This is a genomic window from Hoeflea sp. (assembly GCF_039975035.1).
Classification (GTDB): domain Bacteria; phylum Pseudomonadota; class Alphaproteobacteria; order Rhizobiales; family Rhizobiaceae; genus Hoeflea.
Map to the genome: position 1 here is coordinate 1 of NZ_JBDWHW010000190.1, position 14,334 is coordinate 14,334.

Consider the following 14,334-nt stretch of genomic DNA (forward strand, 5'->3'; position numbering starts at 1 on the left):
GCTCAAGCACATGGCCCACAACCTCATCCGAATGACCCCCGGAAAGGACTCGCTGCGCCTCAGACGAAAAGTCGCCGCTTGGGACGACGATTTCCTTGCAAGCATCATCGCCAGATGATTGCTTCACCCGATTCCCCTGGGCATTTGACCCGATCAAGAGCGCAAATGCCACCTGCAATTTGATTGACCGAGATCAATGCGGGCCTCAGTTCCCCATGGGATGTTTTGAACAGCATAGAAGAGGAGTGGACCATGAGCGTACTCAATATATTCAATCGTCTGACCCAGCAGGCAGACCTGATGGACGCCATGATGAAGAAACTCGGCGTCGCGGATGAAATGTGGAAGCTGCCGGATCATGCGGGCGTTCTGCGGCGCGCCGCCAACCGTTGCCTGACCTGCGACCGGCCGGATGCCTGCGAACATTGGCTGACCAACGAAACCAATCCGGATGAAGCCCCCGAATTTTGCCGAAACCACGATCTTTTTGACCGGGTGCTCGATAACATGGAAACCGAAACGCCCAGCGCGGCCTGAATTTGCAGCTCCCTCAAGGCAGAGATTTCTTTGCCCAACTGCCCAACCCGGAGCGGAACGCCGTCTCCGGGTCTTTTTTGTCCGGATTCAGCCCATTCTTACAGGCTGTAAAGCCCGTCCTCATCCGGGTCCTGTTCCATGCCCGGCTCCAGTTCCTTAATCATTTCGACCTTGTCGATGTCCTGGTCCAGCGCTTCGGAATAGGTGACGAAATAGGACTTCACACGGTAGCCTTGCCGCTTGTAGAGCCTGATCGCACCGGCATTGCCGGCATGGGTGTCGAGCCGGGCTGAAGGATATCCACGCTGCCTGATGCCGGCTTCTATTTCCGCGAGCAGTGCCGTGCCGATGCCCCGGTCCTGAAACCCGGGATCTACCCAGAGGTCGGTAATGAAGTCGTCGGCCTTTTCACAAGCGCCCCAGCCGACCAGGTCGCCATCCCACTCGCCAACCAGAATATCGGGCCAGCAGCGGGTGCAGAAGTCATAATAGGCGTTCCTGGCGTTTTCGCGCAGCAGATCCGCATCCTCGCCCCAGAGGCTGACCGCCTTTTCCCATGCCGCCAGTCCGATCCTTGCGAGATCTTGTGCTTCGGCGGAATTGGCAGGCCGGATAACAAGCATGAAAACGGCTCCATGAGTGGTGGTCACGCCAAACAGCACGCCATTCGCACAGACTGTCGCCGGAATTCAGCCAGCTATCAACCCCTGCGGCCCTGTGGCGGCAATTTCACGCCAGCCTCATGACATCGGGAACCATGCAGGCAGGCAACACCCGTCAGCTTTGCAGTGGCGCGCGACAGATCTTTTCTTGACCGTCCGGCCAAGCGGACCTATTCATCATTCATCGATCAACGGAGCTTTTATGTTCTCCTCGTCCGAGTCCCGATAACGGGCCTGCCCGCGTCCACAACGCCGCGCATGGCCCCTGCAAAAACATGAAACCGCCGGTCTCCGTGAGGCTGGCAGCTGTTTTTGTGCGCTCACTGAAGCGCTTTTCCGGACACTGTTACAATGGACATATCACGCGCTGAACAGCGCATTTTGCACCTGCTGGCTCAAGGCGGCAGGATTGAACTCATCCGCGACTGCAACAGGAAGATCGCCGACATCAAGCTCATCACCCGCGAAGGCTGGCTGTTCGGTGAACTCGATCTCCAAACCTTCCGCAAGCTCAAACGCAAACGGGCGGTCCGTTCGCGGCAGGGGCAGCCGTATCTGGTGACCCGACGCGGTCTGGAACTGGTCAGATCACAGTTGAACAACCGCTAACACCAAAGCGGCGCCTCCGGGCGCCGCTTCAAAGCACGAAAAGAGACGTTCAAGGCCACTACCACCAGCGCTTGGGCTCGAACCGGCCGGCGGCCTGCTCGATCACGTGAGCGGTCTTGAACAGGGTTTCCTCGTCAAACGGACGACCGATCAGTTGCAGGCCGAGTGGCAGACCCTTCGGATCAAGGCCGGCGGGCACGGCGATGCCGGGAAGCCCGGCCATGTTGACGGTGACGGTGAAGATGTCGTTGAGGTACATTTTCACCGGGTCGCTGGCCAGATTCTCGTCACCCACGGCAAAGGCCGAAGACGGGGTGGCCGGTGTCAGGATGGCGTCGACGCCGGCGTCAAACGCCAGTTCGAAATCGCGCTTGATCAGGGTGCGGACCTTCTGCGCGCGCAGGTAATAAGCGTCGTAATAGCCGGCGGAGAGCACATAGGTGCCGATCATGATGCGGCGCTTGACCTCGGGGCCAAATCCGGCCGCGCGGGTCTGCTCGTACATATCGGCGATGTCCTTGCCGGGCACCCGCAGGCCGTAGCGGACACCGTCATAGCGGGCCAGGTTGGACGAGGCTTCGGCGGGGGCAACGATGTAATAGGCGGGCAACGCGTATTTGGTGTGCGGCAGTTCGATATCGACGATCTCGGCGCCTGCATCCTTGAGCCATTCGATGCCCTTTTGCCAGACGGCGTCGATTTCCTCGGGCATTCCGTCGATGCGGTACTGGCGCGGGATGCCGATCTTCAGGCCCTTGACCGAACCGCCGAGTGCGGCCTCGTAATCCGGCACGGGCAGATCCACCGAAGTGGTGTCCTTGGCGTCGACCGAGGCCATCGATGTGAGCAGGACCGCCGCATCACGCACATCACGGGCAATCGGACCTGCCTGATCGAGCGAGGAGGCAAAGGCTGCAATGCCCCAGCGCGAGCAGCGACCATAGGTGGGCTTGATGCCGACGGTGCCGGTAAAGGCCGCGGGCTGGCGGATCGAACCGCCGGTGTCGGTGGCGGTGGCGCCGGCGCACAGCAGTGCCGCCACTGCCGCAGCGGAGCCGCCGGAAGAGCCGCCGGGCACCAGGTTGGCATTGGAGCCTTCAGCCCGCCAAGGATTGATCACCGGGCCGTAATAGGAGGTCTCGTTGGACGAGCCCATGGCGAATTCATCCATATTGAGCTTGCCCAGCATCACCGCGCCATCGGCCCAGAGATTGGCGGTCACGGTCGATTCGTAGCGCGGCTCGAAGCCGTCGAGCACGTGGCTGCAGGCCTGGGTGTGCACGCCTTCGGTAGCGTAGAGATCCTTGATGCCGAGCGGAATGCCTTCCAGCGCACCCACCGTCCCGCCGGCGCGGCGGGCGTCCGATGCCCTGGCCATGTCGCGGGCCTTGTCGGCGGTGACCTTCACATAGGCATTGATCGCCGGGTTGGCGGCGTCGATGGCCGAGAGGTAAGCCTCGGTCAATTCCAGACTGGAGAATGCACCCTTGCTCATCTCGTCGCGGGCTTCGGCAATGGTCAGACGGGTAAGGTCGGTCATGCGGACAACTTCTTTTCAAAAAACCGGGAATAGCCGGAATCGGGATAATCGAGGACGGCGCCACATTCGGTGAAGCCATGATTTTCATAAAGCCGGACGGCGGCGGCAAGGCCCTCGCCCACTCCGGTCTCCAAAACGAGCCGTTTGATGCCCAGTGCGACGGCAGAATCGCAGATCGCATCAAGCAAAGCCGAGCCGATGCGCTGGCCGCGCACCGACGGAAGGGTGAACATGCGCTTGACCTCACCGGTGCGCGCGCCGGACTCATGGCCAACATCCTTCAGCGCGCCTACGCCGACGGCCTCGCCGGCATCCGTGCGCGCCACAAATACAGTGGTGTCGGCTCCGGCCATTTCCTCGATGTCCAGTCCGAAATGAAATTCGGCCGGTGCCAAGGGAACCAGATAGGCGTCGAGCGCTTCCACCAGCCCCCTCACCTCGTCCTGCAGCGGCGTTTCAATGGCGACCGAGACAGCCATGGTCCTACTCGACCACCTTCGGAACGACGAAGAAATTGTCCGTGCTGTCGGGCGCATTGGCGACAATGTCTTCGGCCTTGGAGCCATCGGTGACGACGTCGGCGCGCTTCTTCATCGCCATCGGGGTGACAGAAGTCATCGGCTCCACGCCTTCGACATCGACTTCGGAGAGTTGTTCGACGAAACCCAGAATGGCGTTGAGTTCGCCTTCGATGCGAGCGGCATCCTCGTCGGTGACCGCAATGCGGGCCAGGTGCGCGACACGTTTGACGGTGGCAAGATCTACGGACATAGGGTCCTCATCGGGTGGCGTGAACGGATTGCCCCGCTATAGCGGCGAGCGGGCAGCCGCGCAACTGCGGGGCAAGGATTTGTCGATGTACTGGCCGGTTTGGGTCACTTCGGGCGGTTAAACCAAGGCCTCAGACCGTAAGACCTTCACCGGATTTGGGCACGGCGACGTTCCTGGCGTCGTCTTCCATCGCCTCAAGGAACGCATCGGCGGTCTGATCGATGATCGGGAACGAGCCGTAATGGCACGGGAACACCTTGGCGAAGGAGAAAAACCGTCGGCAGGCGAGCGCCGCCACTGCGCCGCCCATGGTGAACCGGTCGCCGATCGGAACAATGCCGATTTCCGGACGATGCAGTTCGTTGATCAGCGCCATGTCCGAGAAAATATCGGTATCGCCCATGTGCAAAACTCCGGGTTCATCCTCGAAATGCAGCATCAGGCCATTGGCGCTGCCAAGCGAATGCGACACCCCATCCTCGGTAATGTGGGCCGAAGAATGCAGTGCATTGACGAAGGTCGCGGAAAAGCCGTCGAGCGAGACGGTGCCGCCGGTGTTGCCCATTTCCAGCCGGTCGAGTTTGTGATGATGGCCGAGCCACATGGCCAAATCATAATTGGCGAGCACAATCGCACCGGTTTCTTTGGCGATGGCGGCGGTGTCGCCGACATGATCGCCATGGCCGTGGGTGAGCAGGATATGGGTGACGCCCTTGACCGCTTCCTTCGGGTCATTGCCTTCAAAGCCGGGATTGCCGGTGAAAAACGGATCGATCAGTATCGTCGATTTGGCGGTTTCAAGCCGGAATGCCGAATGGCCGAGCCAGGTGATTTTCACGTTTGTATCTCCCATTGATGCTTTCGGCCGATCCTACCGGATCAAACCGGATTTCGGCAATGGATCGCGGGAGCGAACAGGCAAGTATGCGCCGCGTGTCTTGCCGGCGGCGGAAAATCCATCAAACCGGCACCGAATCCAGAGGCTGCCAACTGGCCACGCCGGCACCCGGTGATATCGCTGCGGAGCGGTCCGGCGTCATGTTGCACCGGTGGCGCGGGTAGAGTATGCGACATTAACCGCGCGCACCGATGGCAATATCTGGCATTGCCGTTGTACGCCAAACCACAGACGCAAATCACGGCGGGGCAAATCATGGCAGACGACGACTATATCTACGACGAGGTTACCGGCGAATGGCGTCCGGCCTCCGAGATGGCGGCGGAAGCGGCAAAGGCCGCAGCGACGTTCGATTCGGCGGGCAATGAGCTTGCTGATGGAGATTCGGTGACGCTGATCAAGGATCTCAAGGTCAAGGGTGCGGGCCAGACGCTGAAACAGGGCACTGTCATCAAAACGATCCGGCTGACCGACAATCCCGAAGAAATCGACTGCAGGCACGACGCCATCAAGGGACTTGTGCTGCGCACGGAATTCGTCCGGAAGCGTTAGGGCGATTCATGGCTGCAATTACCATGGAAGAGCTGGATGCCCTGCTCACGCCCGGCCAGACCATCGCCGGGTTGGATCTGGGCACCGAGACTATCGGATTGGCGGTGTCGGATCTCTCGCGCAGCCTCGCTTCGCCGCGCCCGGTGATCAAACGCAAGAAATTCACCCTGGACGCCCAGGTGCTTCTTACCGCCCTTGCCCGCGACAACGCAGGTGCCGCGGTGATTGGCCTGCCTGTCAACATGGACGGCAGCGAGGGTCCACGCGCTCAGGCCACTCGCGCTTTCGTGCGCAACATGGCGGAAAAATCCGATCTGCCATTCGTCTTCTGGGACGAACGGCTGTCGACGGTGGCGGCCGAGCGCGCGTTGATCGAGATGGATGTCTCGCGCATGAAACGCAAGGGGCGGATCGATTCGGCTGCGGCGAGCTTTATTCTGCAGGGCGCTCTCGACCGGCTTTCAGGGCTTCGCAGAGCGGCCAGAAGCAGCTCAGGAGACGGGTGAGTAATCCGAGCTGGAAGAAGAGACAGTCTTCTGCGGGGACTCGCGATGTTCGGTCCAGCCGAAGAATTTGCGCATCGCTGCCCAGATCTGCTTGCGGCGGCGCTTGATCACAATGAATCCGACGACAAGAAACGAGTCGAAAATCACTGCCTTGAGTACAAGCGGCGGTATCGATTCGGGCGGAATGCCGAGCAAATTGCCGTAAATCGTGAACACCAGATCATGCAGTTCGCGACTGAGGATCCGGTAGCCGAAATTGATGTCGTAATAGGACAGTCCGTACCAGCTGCCGAGCAGCACGATGGGAAGGATCCAGAGAACCAGAAACACCTTCATGTCGCGGCTCCGCGCCGGGACAAGGACGCAAGCTGGGCGCTGAACGCGGCGTGATTGGCAGCATGATCGGCAATCACCCCGCCAAGTGTGTCCAGGCCGTCATCGGCAACATCACCAGTATCGATTGAAGTCTGGACGAACGACGTGACAGTCAAAAGCAAGCCGCCCAGCGCCACCATCTGCAACACCAGCAACGCGCCTGCCTCACCACCGACAAACGACACCGCCACGATCAAGGCCGCGGCGGCTGCGGCGAAGGCAGCCGCACCTTCAGCCAGCGGACGCGCCTCGCGCTGTTCGGGCGCTTCGCCGAGCACGGAAAACATCAAGGCAAACAGCGTCAATCCCGCCGAGGCAATGTTGAACCCCCCGATTATTCCAAACACAATGCTGCGGGTAAGCGGCGAAAAGCCAATTGCCTTCATCGCCGCGATCGCGGCGTCAACCAGTCCGGTGCCTGCGAAAAGGGTCAATCCTGCAAGCTCCACCCCGCCGTGCGGCGCATAGGTGACGACCAATGCCAGCAGCGCCAGAAAACTGATCCAAAACAACATTATAGCGGTAAAAAACAATCGGCCAGATATCATTTTGCATCCGTTTGCAGGGACTGGGCGTGGTCATGGTTACCTGGGCAGCATGGACGCCGCCGCCGTCCCACGCAATGTAAACCATTTATTAAGGTTAACGCCGGTATTGCCCAATGGCCTTGGCCCGCATATGACCATGCGTCTCCGCCCTGCCGTGGCAGTGGTTCCCCCAGCAATCCCTCTCCCCAGCCTCGCACTGCCATGATCCAGATATTCGAGAGTATCCTGCCAATCTTTGCCATCGTGCTGCTGGGCGTCGCGCTCAGACGCATGTCGTTCATTGATCAGAGCGTGTGGCCGGGCCTGGAAACGCTTGGATATTATCTGCTGTTTCCGATGCTGTTGTTTCTGACTCTTGCCACCGCCGATTTTTCGGACCTGAAGCTGGGCGCTGTTTCAATGGTGGCCTTGCTTTCCGTGTTCATCATGGGCCTATTGCTGTTGGCCTTGCGTCCGCTGGTCCGCGCAAATGGAATGACGGATTCCCGCTACACCTCGCTGTTCCAGACATCATCGCGCTGGAACGCCTTTATCGCCCTTGCCATTGCCGAAAAGATATTCGGAACCACGGGACTTGCCATTGTGGCGCTGGTGATGGCCGTCATCATCATCCCGATCAACATGTTGAACCTGGCCGTCCTGATCTGGTATGGAACCGGCGCTCGAAGCATGACCACGCTGATCAAGCGGATGGCGGGCAATCCGCTGATCTTGGGGTGCATGGGCGGCCTCTTCGTCAACGCCCTGCCCTACGGTCTTTACCCTCCGCTTGAACAGGCGATTGACCTGATCGCCCGCACCGCGCTGGGGCTTGGACTGTTGATGGTGGGGGCGGGTTTGCAAGTCAACGATGCGCTGCGCCCCGGAGCAGCAACCCTGGTTTCCGTTGCGCTCAAGCTGATCATTTTCCCGCTGATCATGGGTGGATTGGCGCTGTCTTTCGGCCTGGCTGGCGAGACGGTGATGATCCTGGTGTTGTGCGCCTCGGTCCCAACCGCATTGAACGGTTATGTGCTGGCCCGGCAAATGGGTGGCGACACGCAGCTTTATGCAGCAGTCTCAACGGTGCAGACGGCTGCATCGTTCATCACCATTCCGGCCGCCATGTGGATTGCCGCAGCCTATCTTGGCTGATCAGCCGCCGGGCGGATAGAGCAAGTCCACAATCTGGCGGGCATCGAACCGGGCATCGAGCATGCCGTAGGTGGACCGCCAGGCGCCGCCCAGCCTGGTTTCGACGAAGGCTTCGGCGACGTGTCCGGCGCCCAACCGGGTCAATTCGGCGGCGGCGGCGGCCAGCGCCAATTGCTCCGTCAACATTCGCGCGGCACCCTCGTCACGCTCGGCAACCGCCATGCAGGCCCTGAGCACATCAACGGTACGCGGCCCGGCGGCGCCAAGATCCGTGGTGATGCTGTCGAGCGCCACTTCACACAGATCGCGGCCCCGGGTGAGAACCCTGAGCACGTCAAGCGCCATCACATTGCCCGACCCTTCCCAGATCGCATTGACCGGAGCTTCGCGATAATGCCGGGCGACGGCACGTTCCTCGACATAACCGTTGCCACCCATGCACTCCATCACCTCATAGATGACCGACGGGGCGAGCTTGCAGACCCAGTACTTGACGACCGGCGTCATCAGCCGGGCAATGGCTGCTTCGGCGGGGTTGTCGCGAGCATTGTCGAAAGCACGGGCAAGGCGCATCGACAGCGCCGTGGCGGCAGCCGTATCGAGCGCCAGATCGGCGAGCACGCGGATCATCAGCGGCTGGTCGACCAGCAACTCGCCAAAGACGCGGCGGTGACGGCAATGGTGCACGGCCTCGGCGAGGCTCGCACGCATCATGCCGGCAGAAGCCAGCGCACAGTCGAGCCGGGTCAGCGTGACCATGTCGAGAATGGTGCGGATCCCCTCGCCCTCGCCGCCGAGCAAAAAGCCGAAGGTGTCGCTGAACTCGACTTCAGAAGAGGCGTTAGAGCGGTTGCCGAGCTTGTCTTTCAGCCGCTGCAGCCGCAATCCGTTGAGGCTGCCGTCCTCCAGGATTCGGGGAACCAGGAAACAGCTCAATTCGCCGCCGGATTGGCCACCGGTCTGGGCCAGCATGACAAAAGCATCAGACATCGGCGCGGACATGAACCACTTGTGGCCGGACAGCCGGTAAACGCCTTCGCCGGCGCGGACCGCTTCGCTCTGGTTGGCGCGCACATCGGTGCCGCCCTGCTTCTCGGTCATCCCCATGCCGATGGTGACACCGGACTTCTGCATGGCAGGGCGGTTGCTCGAATCGTAGCGGCGCGACACAACCTGCGGCGCCCACGCCTTCTCGATGCGGGGCGAGGCCATGATCGCGGCGATCGAGGCATTGGTCATGGTGAGCGGGCACAGATGGCCGCATTCCAGACCGGCGGTGAGAAAGAAGCGGATGGCGCGCGCCTGATGGGCAAAACCCTTCTCCTCGCGGCGCCCCTCCCAGACCGATCCCTGCAGTCCGGAGGACACCGAGCGGCGCATCAGCGCATGCCAGCTGGGATGAAAATCAACCTGATCTATGCGATTGCCGTAGCCGTCATGGGTCTTGAGCTCAGGCACAGCGCGGTTGGCGATGCGCGCAAGGTCCTGCGCTTCCGCCGAGGCCACGAATTTTCCGACGGTTTCGAAATCATCGCGAAGCGCACGCGGCATATCGGCCGCGATGTCCTTCAGCAAGGGATCGGCGCGATAGGCGTTGTGCCCTGAAAAGGGCGGGCTTTGATTCTCGGCCTGCGGGCCAAAGGCTTGGATCGGGCTCATCTGACCTCGCTTACAGGGATTCGTGCGCTTTTGCATGGGGACAGCGCGCTTTTCAAGGCATGGGAAGCTTGCCCCTGCCCCATAACCTTTCTATAGACCGCGAAAGACCTCAACCCCATGGGAAACGTGATGTCATTTCCGCACCGCCACCTGCTCGGAATCAAGGGGCTTTCGGAGCAAGACATACACTATTTGCTCGATTGCGCGGATGAGGCGGTAAAAATCTCCCGCCAGCGCGAGAAAAAGACCTCGACCTTGCGCGGTCTCACCCAGATCAATCTGTTTTTCGAAGCCTCCACCCGGACGCAGGCCTCTTTTGAACTGGCCGGCAAACGGCTTGGCGCCGACGTGATGAACATGTCGGTTGCCAATTCAAGCGTCAAGAAGGGCGAAACGCTGGTCGACACCGCGATGACGCTCAACGCCATGCGGCCCGATGTGCTGGTGGTGCGTCATTCCTCGGCCGGGGCCGTGGCGCTTTTGTCGCAGAAGGTCGGCTGCCCGGTGATCAATGCCGGCGACGGCGCGCACGAGCATCCGACGCAAGCACTGCTTGACGCGCTGACCATTCGGCGCACCAAGGGCAAGGTCGGGCGGCTGATCGTCGCCATATGCGGAGACGTGCTGCATTCGCGCGTGGCGCGGTCGAACATTCTGTTGCTCAATGCGCTGGGTGCACGCGTCCGGGTCGTGGCGCCCTCGACCCTGCTGCCGTCGGGAATTGCCGATATGGGCGTCGAAGTGTTCCAGCGCATGGAGGACGGGCTCAAGGACGCGGACGTGGTGATGATGCTCAGGCTGCAGCGAGAACGCATGGCGGGCTCGTTCGTGCCCTCCGTGCGCGAGTATTTTCGCTACTACGGGCTTGATGCCGACAAGCTCAAAGCGGCCAAGCCCGACGCGCTGGTGATGCATCCCGGCCCGATGAACCGCGGCGTCGAGATCGCCTCTGACATTGCCGACGGACCGCAGAGCGTCATCGAGCTGCAGGTCGAGATGGGGGTTGCCGTGCGCATGGCGGTGATGGAAACGCTGATGCTGCCGCAGGGGAACCAGCCATGAAGCCGCGGGTTCTTTGCAATGTCCGGATCGTCGATCCTTCCACCCAAATGGACGAGACCGGCGACATCCTCATTGTCGACGGCAAAATCGCGGCTATCGGCGCGAAAGCGCTGGAGGTCGCAGTTCCATTCGAAGCCGAGAGAGAGGACTGCACCGGCCTGATCGCCATACCCGGGCTGGTTGACGCCTGCGTCCACATTGGCGAACCCGGTGCCGAACACCGCGAAACCATCGCATCGGCAAGCCGGGCGGCAGCACGTGGCGGCGTGACCTCGATGATCATGATGCCGGACACCGATCCGGTGATCGACGATGTGGCGCTGGTCGATTTTGTGCTGCGGCTGGCGCGCGACGAGGCGGTCGTCAATGTCCATCCGGCCGCGGCTCTGACCAAGGGCCTCAGGGGCGAGGAGATGACCGAATTCGGATTGCTTCTCGAAGCCGGCGCGGTGTGGCTGAGCAACGGACGGCATACCGTGGACAATCCGGCGGTGATGCGCCGCGCGATGACCTATGCGCGCGATTTCGGTGCGGTGATCGCAGTGGCGACACAGGACCGGCAGCTGGGCGGCGCGGGCGTGATGAACGAAGGGCTTTTCGCAAGCTGGCTCGGTCTGCCCGGAATTCCGCGCGAAGCCGAGATCATTCCGCTTGAACGCGATCTCAGGCTCGCCGGCCTGACCCGCGCGCGCTATCACGCGATGAGCATATCGGTATCTGAATCGGCAGACATCATTCGCGCCGCCAAGGCCCGCGGGCTCGATGTGACTGCCGGGATCTCGATCAATCACCTCACGCTCAATGAAACCGATATCGGTGAATACCGCACCTTCTTCCGGCTGTCGCCGCCGCTCAGGACCGAGGATGACCGCAAGGCCATGGTCGCAGCGCTGGCTGACGGCGCCATCGACATTATCGTGTCCGCCCACGATCCGCAGGACGTCGACACCAAGCGGCTGCCGTTTTCGGACGCGGAAAACGGTGCGATCGGACTGGAAACAATGCTGGCGGCGGCGCTCAGGCTCTACCATTCAGGCGATGTGCCGCTGATGCGCCTGATCGACGCGCTGTCGACCCGGCCGGCCCGGATCCTGGGTCTTGATGCCGGATCGCTCAAAACCGGGGCGCGCGCCGACATCGCGCTGGTCGACCCGGATTATCCCTGGGTGCTGTCCAAGGACGACATCGTTTCCAAGTCCAAGAACAGCCCGTTGGAGGACGCGCGCTTTACCGGCAAGGTGTTGCAAACGCTGGTTGCAGGTGTCACAGTTCATCGCGCCTGACCGCCGCCAATCCGGCACTCGGGATGCACATCAAGGAAGGGAAACAGCGTCGTGCCTGGTTTGATCAGTTGGTCTCTTTCCACGCCGGAAATGCTCATCTCGCTGCTTATGGGCTACCTGTGCGGCTCGATCCCGTTTGGCCTGATCCTGACCAGGATGGCCGGACTGGGCGATGTGCGGAAAATCGGATCGGGCAATATCGGCGCGACCAATGTGCTGCGCACCGGCAACAAGAAGCTCGCGGCGCTGACGCTTCTGGCCGACGCGCTCAAGGGCACCGTTGCGGTTGCCACAGCACGCTATTTCATTGGCCTTGAAGCGGCGCTGATCGCCGGGCTAGGCGCATTTCTTGGCCATCTCTATCCGGTATGGCTGAAATTCAAGGGCGGCAAGGGCGTCGCCACCTATCTGGGCGTGCTGTTGGGGCTGGCGCCGCTGATCGTCCTGGTCTTCGCCGCAGTCTGGCTCGCCATGGCCAAAATTTTCCGCTACTCGTCGCTTGCGGCGCTGACAGCGGCTGTGGTCGTGCCTGCTGCGCTTTACCTTTATGGAAAGCCCGGCATCGCCTCGCTGTTTCTGGTCATGTCGGCAATCACCATTCTCAAGCACCGGGAAAACATAAGCCGCCTGCTTGCCGGAACCGAAGGCCGGATCGGGGACAAGGGCTGATGCCTCCCGGCGACGAAGGGCGACGCGGTGTCATCCTTTCCGATCGCCAACGGCTCTCCTGGTTGCGGCTGATCCGCTCTGACAATGTCGGACCGGCGACGTTCCGTGACCTGATCAATCATTTCGGGTCCGCCGAGACCGCTCTCGAGCAATTGCCCGAGCTTTCGCGGCGCGGGGGGTCGGCACGCACTATAAAAGTGGCGAGCATTGGCGATGCCGAGAGCGAACTGGAGGCGGCGCGGAAGTTTGGCGCCGTGTTCGTCGGGATAGGCGAACCGGATTACCCCCCGGCCCTGAGGCGCATCGACGGAGCGCCGCCATTGATCGCGGCAATCGGCGATTTGTCGCTGGCGACAACGGTCGCTGTCGGAATCGTGGGCGCACGCAACGCTTCGGTTTCAGGCGCCAAGATGGCTGCGCGGATGGCGCGCGAAGTCGGCGCCGCCGGTTATGTCGTGGTGTCAGGCCTGGCGCGCGGCATAGACGCGGCAGGGCATCGCGCAAGCCTTGAAAGCGGGACCATCGCCGCGCTGGCGGGTGGTTTGGATCAACCCTATCCACCGGAAAACCTGGATCTCTACCGTGAAATCTGCTCGGGAAGCGGTCTTGCCATCAGCGAGATGCCGATGGGCTGGGAACCGCGCGCCCGCGATTTCCCACGGCGCAACCGGCTGATCGCGGGTGTCGCGCTTGGCCTGGTGGTGATCGAGGCGGCACAACGCTCGGGCTCGCTGATCACTGCCCGGCGAGCCGCTGATTTCGGCAGGCTGGTGTTTGCCGTTCCCGGTTCGCCGCTCGACCCGCGGGCCGCGGGGACCAATGGCCTGCTCAAGGACGGCGCCATCGTGACCACGGAAAGCCGCGATGTGATCGACGCGCTGGCCCCCTCCAGCCGGATGTTTCCCGATGACGAACCGGTCATGGAGGAACCCGGATCCGGGGACGGTGCACCGTTCGACGAGCCGCGTGACGACGACCGAGCCCGTGTGATCGAGGCGCTGAGTCCCTCGCCCGCTGAAATCGACGACATCATCAGGCACGCCGGCGTGGCGGCGGCGACGGTCTATCTTGTGCTGCTTGAGCTTGATCTCGCCGGCCGTCTGCATCGGCACCCCGGCGGCATGGTGTCACTGGCCTTTGACGAGAATTAGCACACCAGATCGCAATCAGTGGGCATTTCTGGTCATGGTGAGCGGCCTCTGTCCGGCCAGAACATCGCCGGCTTCCAAATAGGCCATCTCGATCAGATAACAGAGCATGTCAGCATTTTCACTCTCGGCAACCGTGCGCAGTTCAGCCAGCATTTGCCGGATATAGGCGATGTTTTGCTCCGTTCGGGCCTTCTCCAATGAACCGTGAGTGCGCCGGGTTGGCATCTTGGCTCCCCTGATTTTGTCCACATGACCGCTCATTGCAAACCGTCAGGCAGATCCTTGAAACACGATAATCAAAATATCTTAAATTGCAATAGAGCGGTAATCGCGCAATGGTTGTATTTGGGTTGTGAAATGGCGGTAAATCGGAAGATG

18 protein-coding genes are annotated in these 14,334 nt (G+C 61.4%); 9 read left to right on the forward strand and 9 right to left on the reverse strand.

The features are described from left to right. Positions 1-252: 252 nt before the first annotated feature. A complete protein-coding gene (locus ABJN75_RS17050; RefSeq protein ID WP_348440782.1) occupies positions 253-537 on the forward strand; it encodes a DUF6455 family protein in 285 nt (94 codons plus the stop codon). A gap of 98 nt (positions 538-635) precedes the next feature. On the opposite strand, the gene ABJN75_RS17055 is transcribed toward ABJN75_RS17050, so the two are convergent. Further along, entirely contained in the window at positions 636-1,160 is a 525-nt protein-coding gene (locus ABJN75_RS17055; RefSeq protein ID WP_348440783.1) for a GNAT family N-acetyltransferase, read from the reverse strand. 390 nt (positions 1,161-1,550) lie between these two features. Between ABJN75_RS17055 and ABJN75_RS17060 the strand changes: the two genes are divergently transcribed. Then, complete coding sequence (locus tag ABJN75_RS17060) at positions 1,551-1,808, forward strand: YjhX family toxin (RefSeq protein ID WP_348440784.1); 258 nt, start codon at positions 1,551-1,553, stop codon at positions 1,806-1,808. A gap of 58 nt (positions 1,809-1,866) precedes the next feature. Here the strand turns inward: ABJN75_RS17060 and gatA are convergent, their stop codons facing one another. The 4 genes from gatA to ABJN75_RS17080 all read right to left on the reverse strand — a co-directional run bounded on the left by gatA (position 1,867) and on the right by ABJN75_RS17080 (position 4,957). Continuing rightward, positions 1,867-3,348, reverse strand: a complete 1,482-nt coding sequence (gatA, locus tag ABJN75_RS17065) for an Asp-tRNA(Asn)/Glu-tRNA(Gln) amidotransferase subunit GatA (protein WP_348440785.1) — start codon at positions 3,346-3,348, stop codon at positions 1,867-1,869. Then, on the reverse strand, positions 3,345-3,827 hold the full coding sequence (locus ABJN75_RS17070; protein WP_348440786.1) for a GNAT family N-acetyltransferase: 483 nt from the start codon (positions 3,825-3,827) through the stop codon (positions 3,345-3,347). The genes gatA and ABJN75_RS17070 overlap by 4 nt, the downstream gene beginning before the upstream one ends. Before the next feature lie 4 nt (positions 3,828-3,831). Continuing rightward, positions 3,832-4,119, reverse strand: a complete 288-nt coding sequence (gene gatC, locus ABJN75_RS17075; protein ID WP_348440787.1) for an Asp-tRNA(Asn)/Glu-tRNA(Gln) amidotransferase subunit GatC — start codon at positions 4,117-4,119, stop codon at positions 3,832-3,834. Positions 4,120-4,249: 130 nt separating this feature from the next. Continuing rightward, positions 4,250-4,957, reverse strand: a complete 708-nt coding sequence (locus ABJN75_RS17080) for a metal-dependent hydrolase (protein ID WP_348440788.1) — start codon at positions 4,955-4,957, stop codon at positions 4,250-4,252. Between the two features lie 315 nt (positions 4,958-5,272). On the opposite strand from ABJN75_RS17080, the gene ABJN75_RS17085 reads away from it, so the two are divergent. Together ABJN75_RS17085 and ruvX are read left to right on the forward strand one after the other, a co-directional pair. Beyond that, a complete protein-coding gene (locus tag ABJN75_RS17085; RefSeq protein ID WP_348440789.1) occupies positions 5,273-5,569 on the forward strand; it encodes an alkylphosphonate utilization protein in 297 nt (98 codons plus the stop codon). Positions 5,570-5,577: 8 nt separating this feature from the next. After that, on the forward strand, positions 5,578-6,075 hold the full coding sequence (ruvX, locus tag ABJN75_RS17090) for a Holliday junction resolvase RuvX (RefSeq protein WP_348440790.1): 498 nt from the start codon (positions 5,578-5,580) through the stop codon (positions 6,073-6,075). On the opposite strand, the gene ABJN75_RS17095 is transcribed toward ruvX, so the two are convergent. Continuing rightward, positions 6,061-6,411, reverse strand: coding sequence for a DUF6105 family protein (locus tag ABJN75_RS17095; protein ID WP_348440792.1), 351 nt, complete (start codon positions 6,409-6,411; stop codon positions 6,061-6,063). The genes ruvX and ABJN75_RS17095 overlap by 15 nt on opposite strands. Next, positions 6,408-6,965 carry a hypothetical protein gene (locus ABJN75_RS17100; RefSeq protein WP_348440793.1) on the reverse strand — a complete coding sequence of 186 codons (558 nt, stop codon included), beginning with the start codon at positions 6,963-6,965 and terminating at the stop codon, positions 6,408-6,410. The genes ABJN75_RS17095 and ABJN75_RS17100 overlap by 4 nt, the downstream gene beginning before the upstream one ends. Positions 6,966-7,199: 234 nt before the next feature. On the opposite strand from ABJN75_RS17100, the gene ABJN75_RS17105 reads away from it, so the two are divergent. Beyond that, on the forward strand, positions 7,200-8,132 hold the full coding sequence (locus ABJN75_RS17105) for an AEC family transporter (protein WP_348440794.1): 933 nt from the start codon (positions 7,200-7,202) through the stop codon (positions 8,130-8,132). Here ABJN75_RS17105 and ABJN75_RS17110 read toward each other — a convergent pair whose 3' ends face one another. Continuing rightward, positions 8,133-9,791 (reverse strand): acyl-CoA dehydrogenase family protein, encoded by a 1,659-nt coding sequence (locus ABJN75_RS17110; RefSeq protein ID WP_348440795.1) that lies wholly within the window; start codon positions 9,789-9,791, stop codon positions 8,133-8,135. It lies immediately after the preceding gene. Between the two features lie 126 nt (positions 9,792-9,917). Here ABJN75_RS17110 and ABJN75_RS17115 point away from each other — a divergent pair, with 126 nt between their 5' ends. The 4 genes from ABJN75_RS17115 (at position 9,918) to dprA (ending at position 13,956) form a co-directional block, all read left to right on the forward strand. Continuing rightward, positions 9,918-10,853 (forward strand): aspartate carbamoyltransferase catalytic subunit, encoded by a 936-nt coding sequence (locus tag ABJN75_RS17115; RefSeq protein ID WP_348440812.1) that lies wholly within the window; start codon positions 9,918-9,920, stop codon positions 10,851-10,853. Next, on the forward strand, positions 10,850-12,136 hold the full coding sequence (locus ABJN75_RS17120) for a dihydroorotase (RefSeq protein WP_348440796.1): 1,287 nt from the start codon (positions 10,850-10,852) through the stop codon (positions 12,134-12,136). Before ABJN75_RS17115 ends, ABJN75_RS17120 begins: the two co-directional genes overlap by 4 nt. A gap of 90 nt (positions 12,137-12,226) precedes the next feature. After that, positions 12,227-12,805, forward strand: coding sequence for a glycerol-3-phosphate 1-O-acyltransferase PlsY (plsY, locus tag ABJN75_RS17125; RefSeq protein WP_348440813.1), 579 nt, complete (start codon positions 12,227-12,229; stop codon positions 12,803-12,805). Beyond that, positions 12,805-13,956, forward strand: a complete 1,152-nt coding sequence (dprA, locus tag ABJN75_RS17130) for a DNA-processing protein DprA (protein ID WP_348440797.1) — start codon at positions 12,805-12,807, stop codon at positions 13,954-13,956. Before plsY ends, dprA begins: the two co-directional genes overlap by 1 nt. Positions 13,957-13,971: 15 nt before the next feature. Here dprA and ABJN75_RS17135 read toward each other — a convergent pair whose 3' ends face one another. Then, positions 13,972-14,181, reverse strand: a complete 210-nt coding sequence (locus ABJN75_RS17135; protein WP_348440798.1) for a hypothetical protein — start codon at positions 14,179-14,181, stop codon at positions 13,972-13,974. Positions 14,182-14,334: the final 153 nt, after the last annotated feature.

What these genes read in the sequence shown, in the direction of transcription:
- ABJN75_RS17050 (WP_348440782.1), top strand. Translation starts at nt 253, where the DNA reads ATGAGCGTACTCAATATATTCAATCGTCTGACCCAGCAGGCAGACCTG.
- ABJN75_RS17055 (WP_348440783.1), bottom strand. Translation starts at nt 1,160, where the DNA reads ATGCTTGTTATCCGGCCTGCCAATTCCGCCGAAGCACAAGATCTCGCA.
- ABJN75_RS17060 (WP_348440784.1), top strand. Translation starts at nt 1,551, where the DNA reads ATGGACATATCACGCGCTGAACAGCGCATTTTGCACCTGCTGGCTCAA.
- gatA (WP_348440785.1), bottom strand. Translation starts at nt 3,348, where the DNA reads ATGACCGACCTTACCCGTCTGACCATTGCCGAAGCCCGCGACGAGATG.
- ABJN75_RS17070 (WP_348440786.1), bottom strand. Translation starts at nt 3,827, where the DNA reads ATGGCTGTCTCGGTCGCCATTGAAACGCCGCTGCAGGACGAGGTGAGG.
- gatC (WP_348440787.1), bottom strand. Translation starts at nt 4,119, where the DNA reads ATGTCCGTAGATCTTGCCACCGTCAAACGTGTCGCGCACCTGGCCCGC.
- ABJN75_RS17085 (WP_348440789.1), top strand. Translation starts at nt 5,273, where the DNA reads ATGGCAGACGACGACTATATCTACGACGAGGTTACCGGCGAATGGCGT.
- ruvX (WP_348440790.1), top strand. Translation starts at nt 5,578, where the DNA reads ATGGCTGCAATTACCATGGAAGAGCTGGATGCCCTGCTCACGCCCGGC.
- ABJN75_RS17095 (WP_348440792.1), bottom strand. Translation starts at nt 6,411, where the DNA reads ATGAAGGTGTTTCTGGTTCTCTGGATCCTTCCCATCGTGCTGCTCGGC.
- ABJN75_RS17100 (WP_348440793.1), bottom strand. Translation starts at nt 6,965, where the DNA reads ATGTTGTTTTGGATCAGTTTTCTGGCGCTGCTGGCATTGGTCGTCACC.
- ABJN75_RS17105 (WP_348440794.1), top strand. Translation starts at nt 7,200, where the DNA reads ATGATCCAGATATTCGAGAGTATCCTGCCAATCTTTGCCATCGTGCTG.
- ABJN75_RS17110 (WP_348440795.1), bottom strand. Translation starts at nt 9,791, where the DNA reads ATGAGCCCGATCCAAGCCTTTGGCCCGCAGGCCGAGAATCAAAGCCCG.
- ABJN75_RS17120 (WP_348440796.1), top strand. Translation starts at nt 10,850, where the DNA reads ATGAAGCCGCGGGTTCTTTGCAATGTCCGGATCGTCGATCCTTCCACC.
- plsY (WP_348440813.1), top strand. Translation starts at nt 12,227, where the DNA reads ATGCTCATCTCGCTGCTTATGGGCTACCTGTGCGGCTCGATCCCGTTT.
- dprA (WP_348440797.1), top strand. Translation starts at nt 12,805, where the DNA reads ATGCCTCCCGGCGACGAAGGGCGACGCGGTGTCATCCTTTCCGATCGC.
- ABJN75_RS17135 (WP_348440798.1), bottom strand. Translation starts at nt 14,181, where the DNA reads ATGCCAACCCGGCGCACTCACGGTTCATTGGAGAAGGCCCGAACGGAG.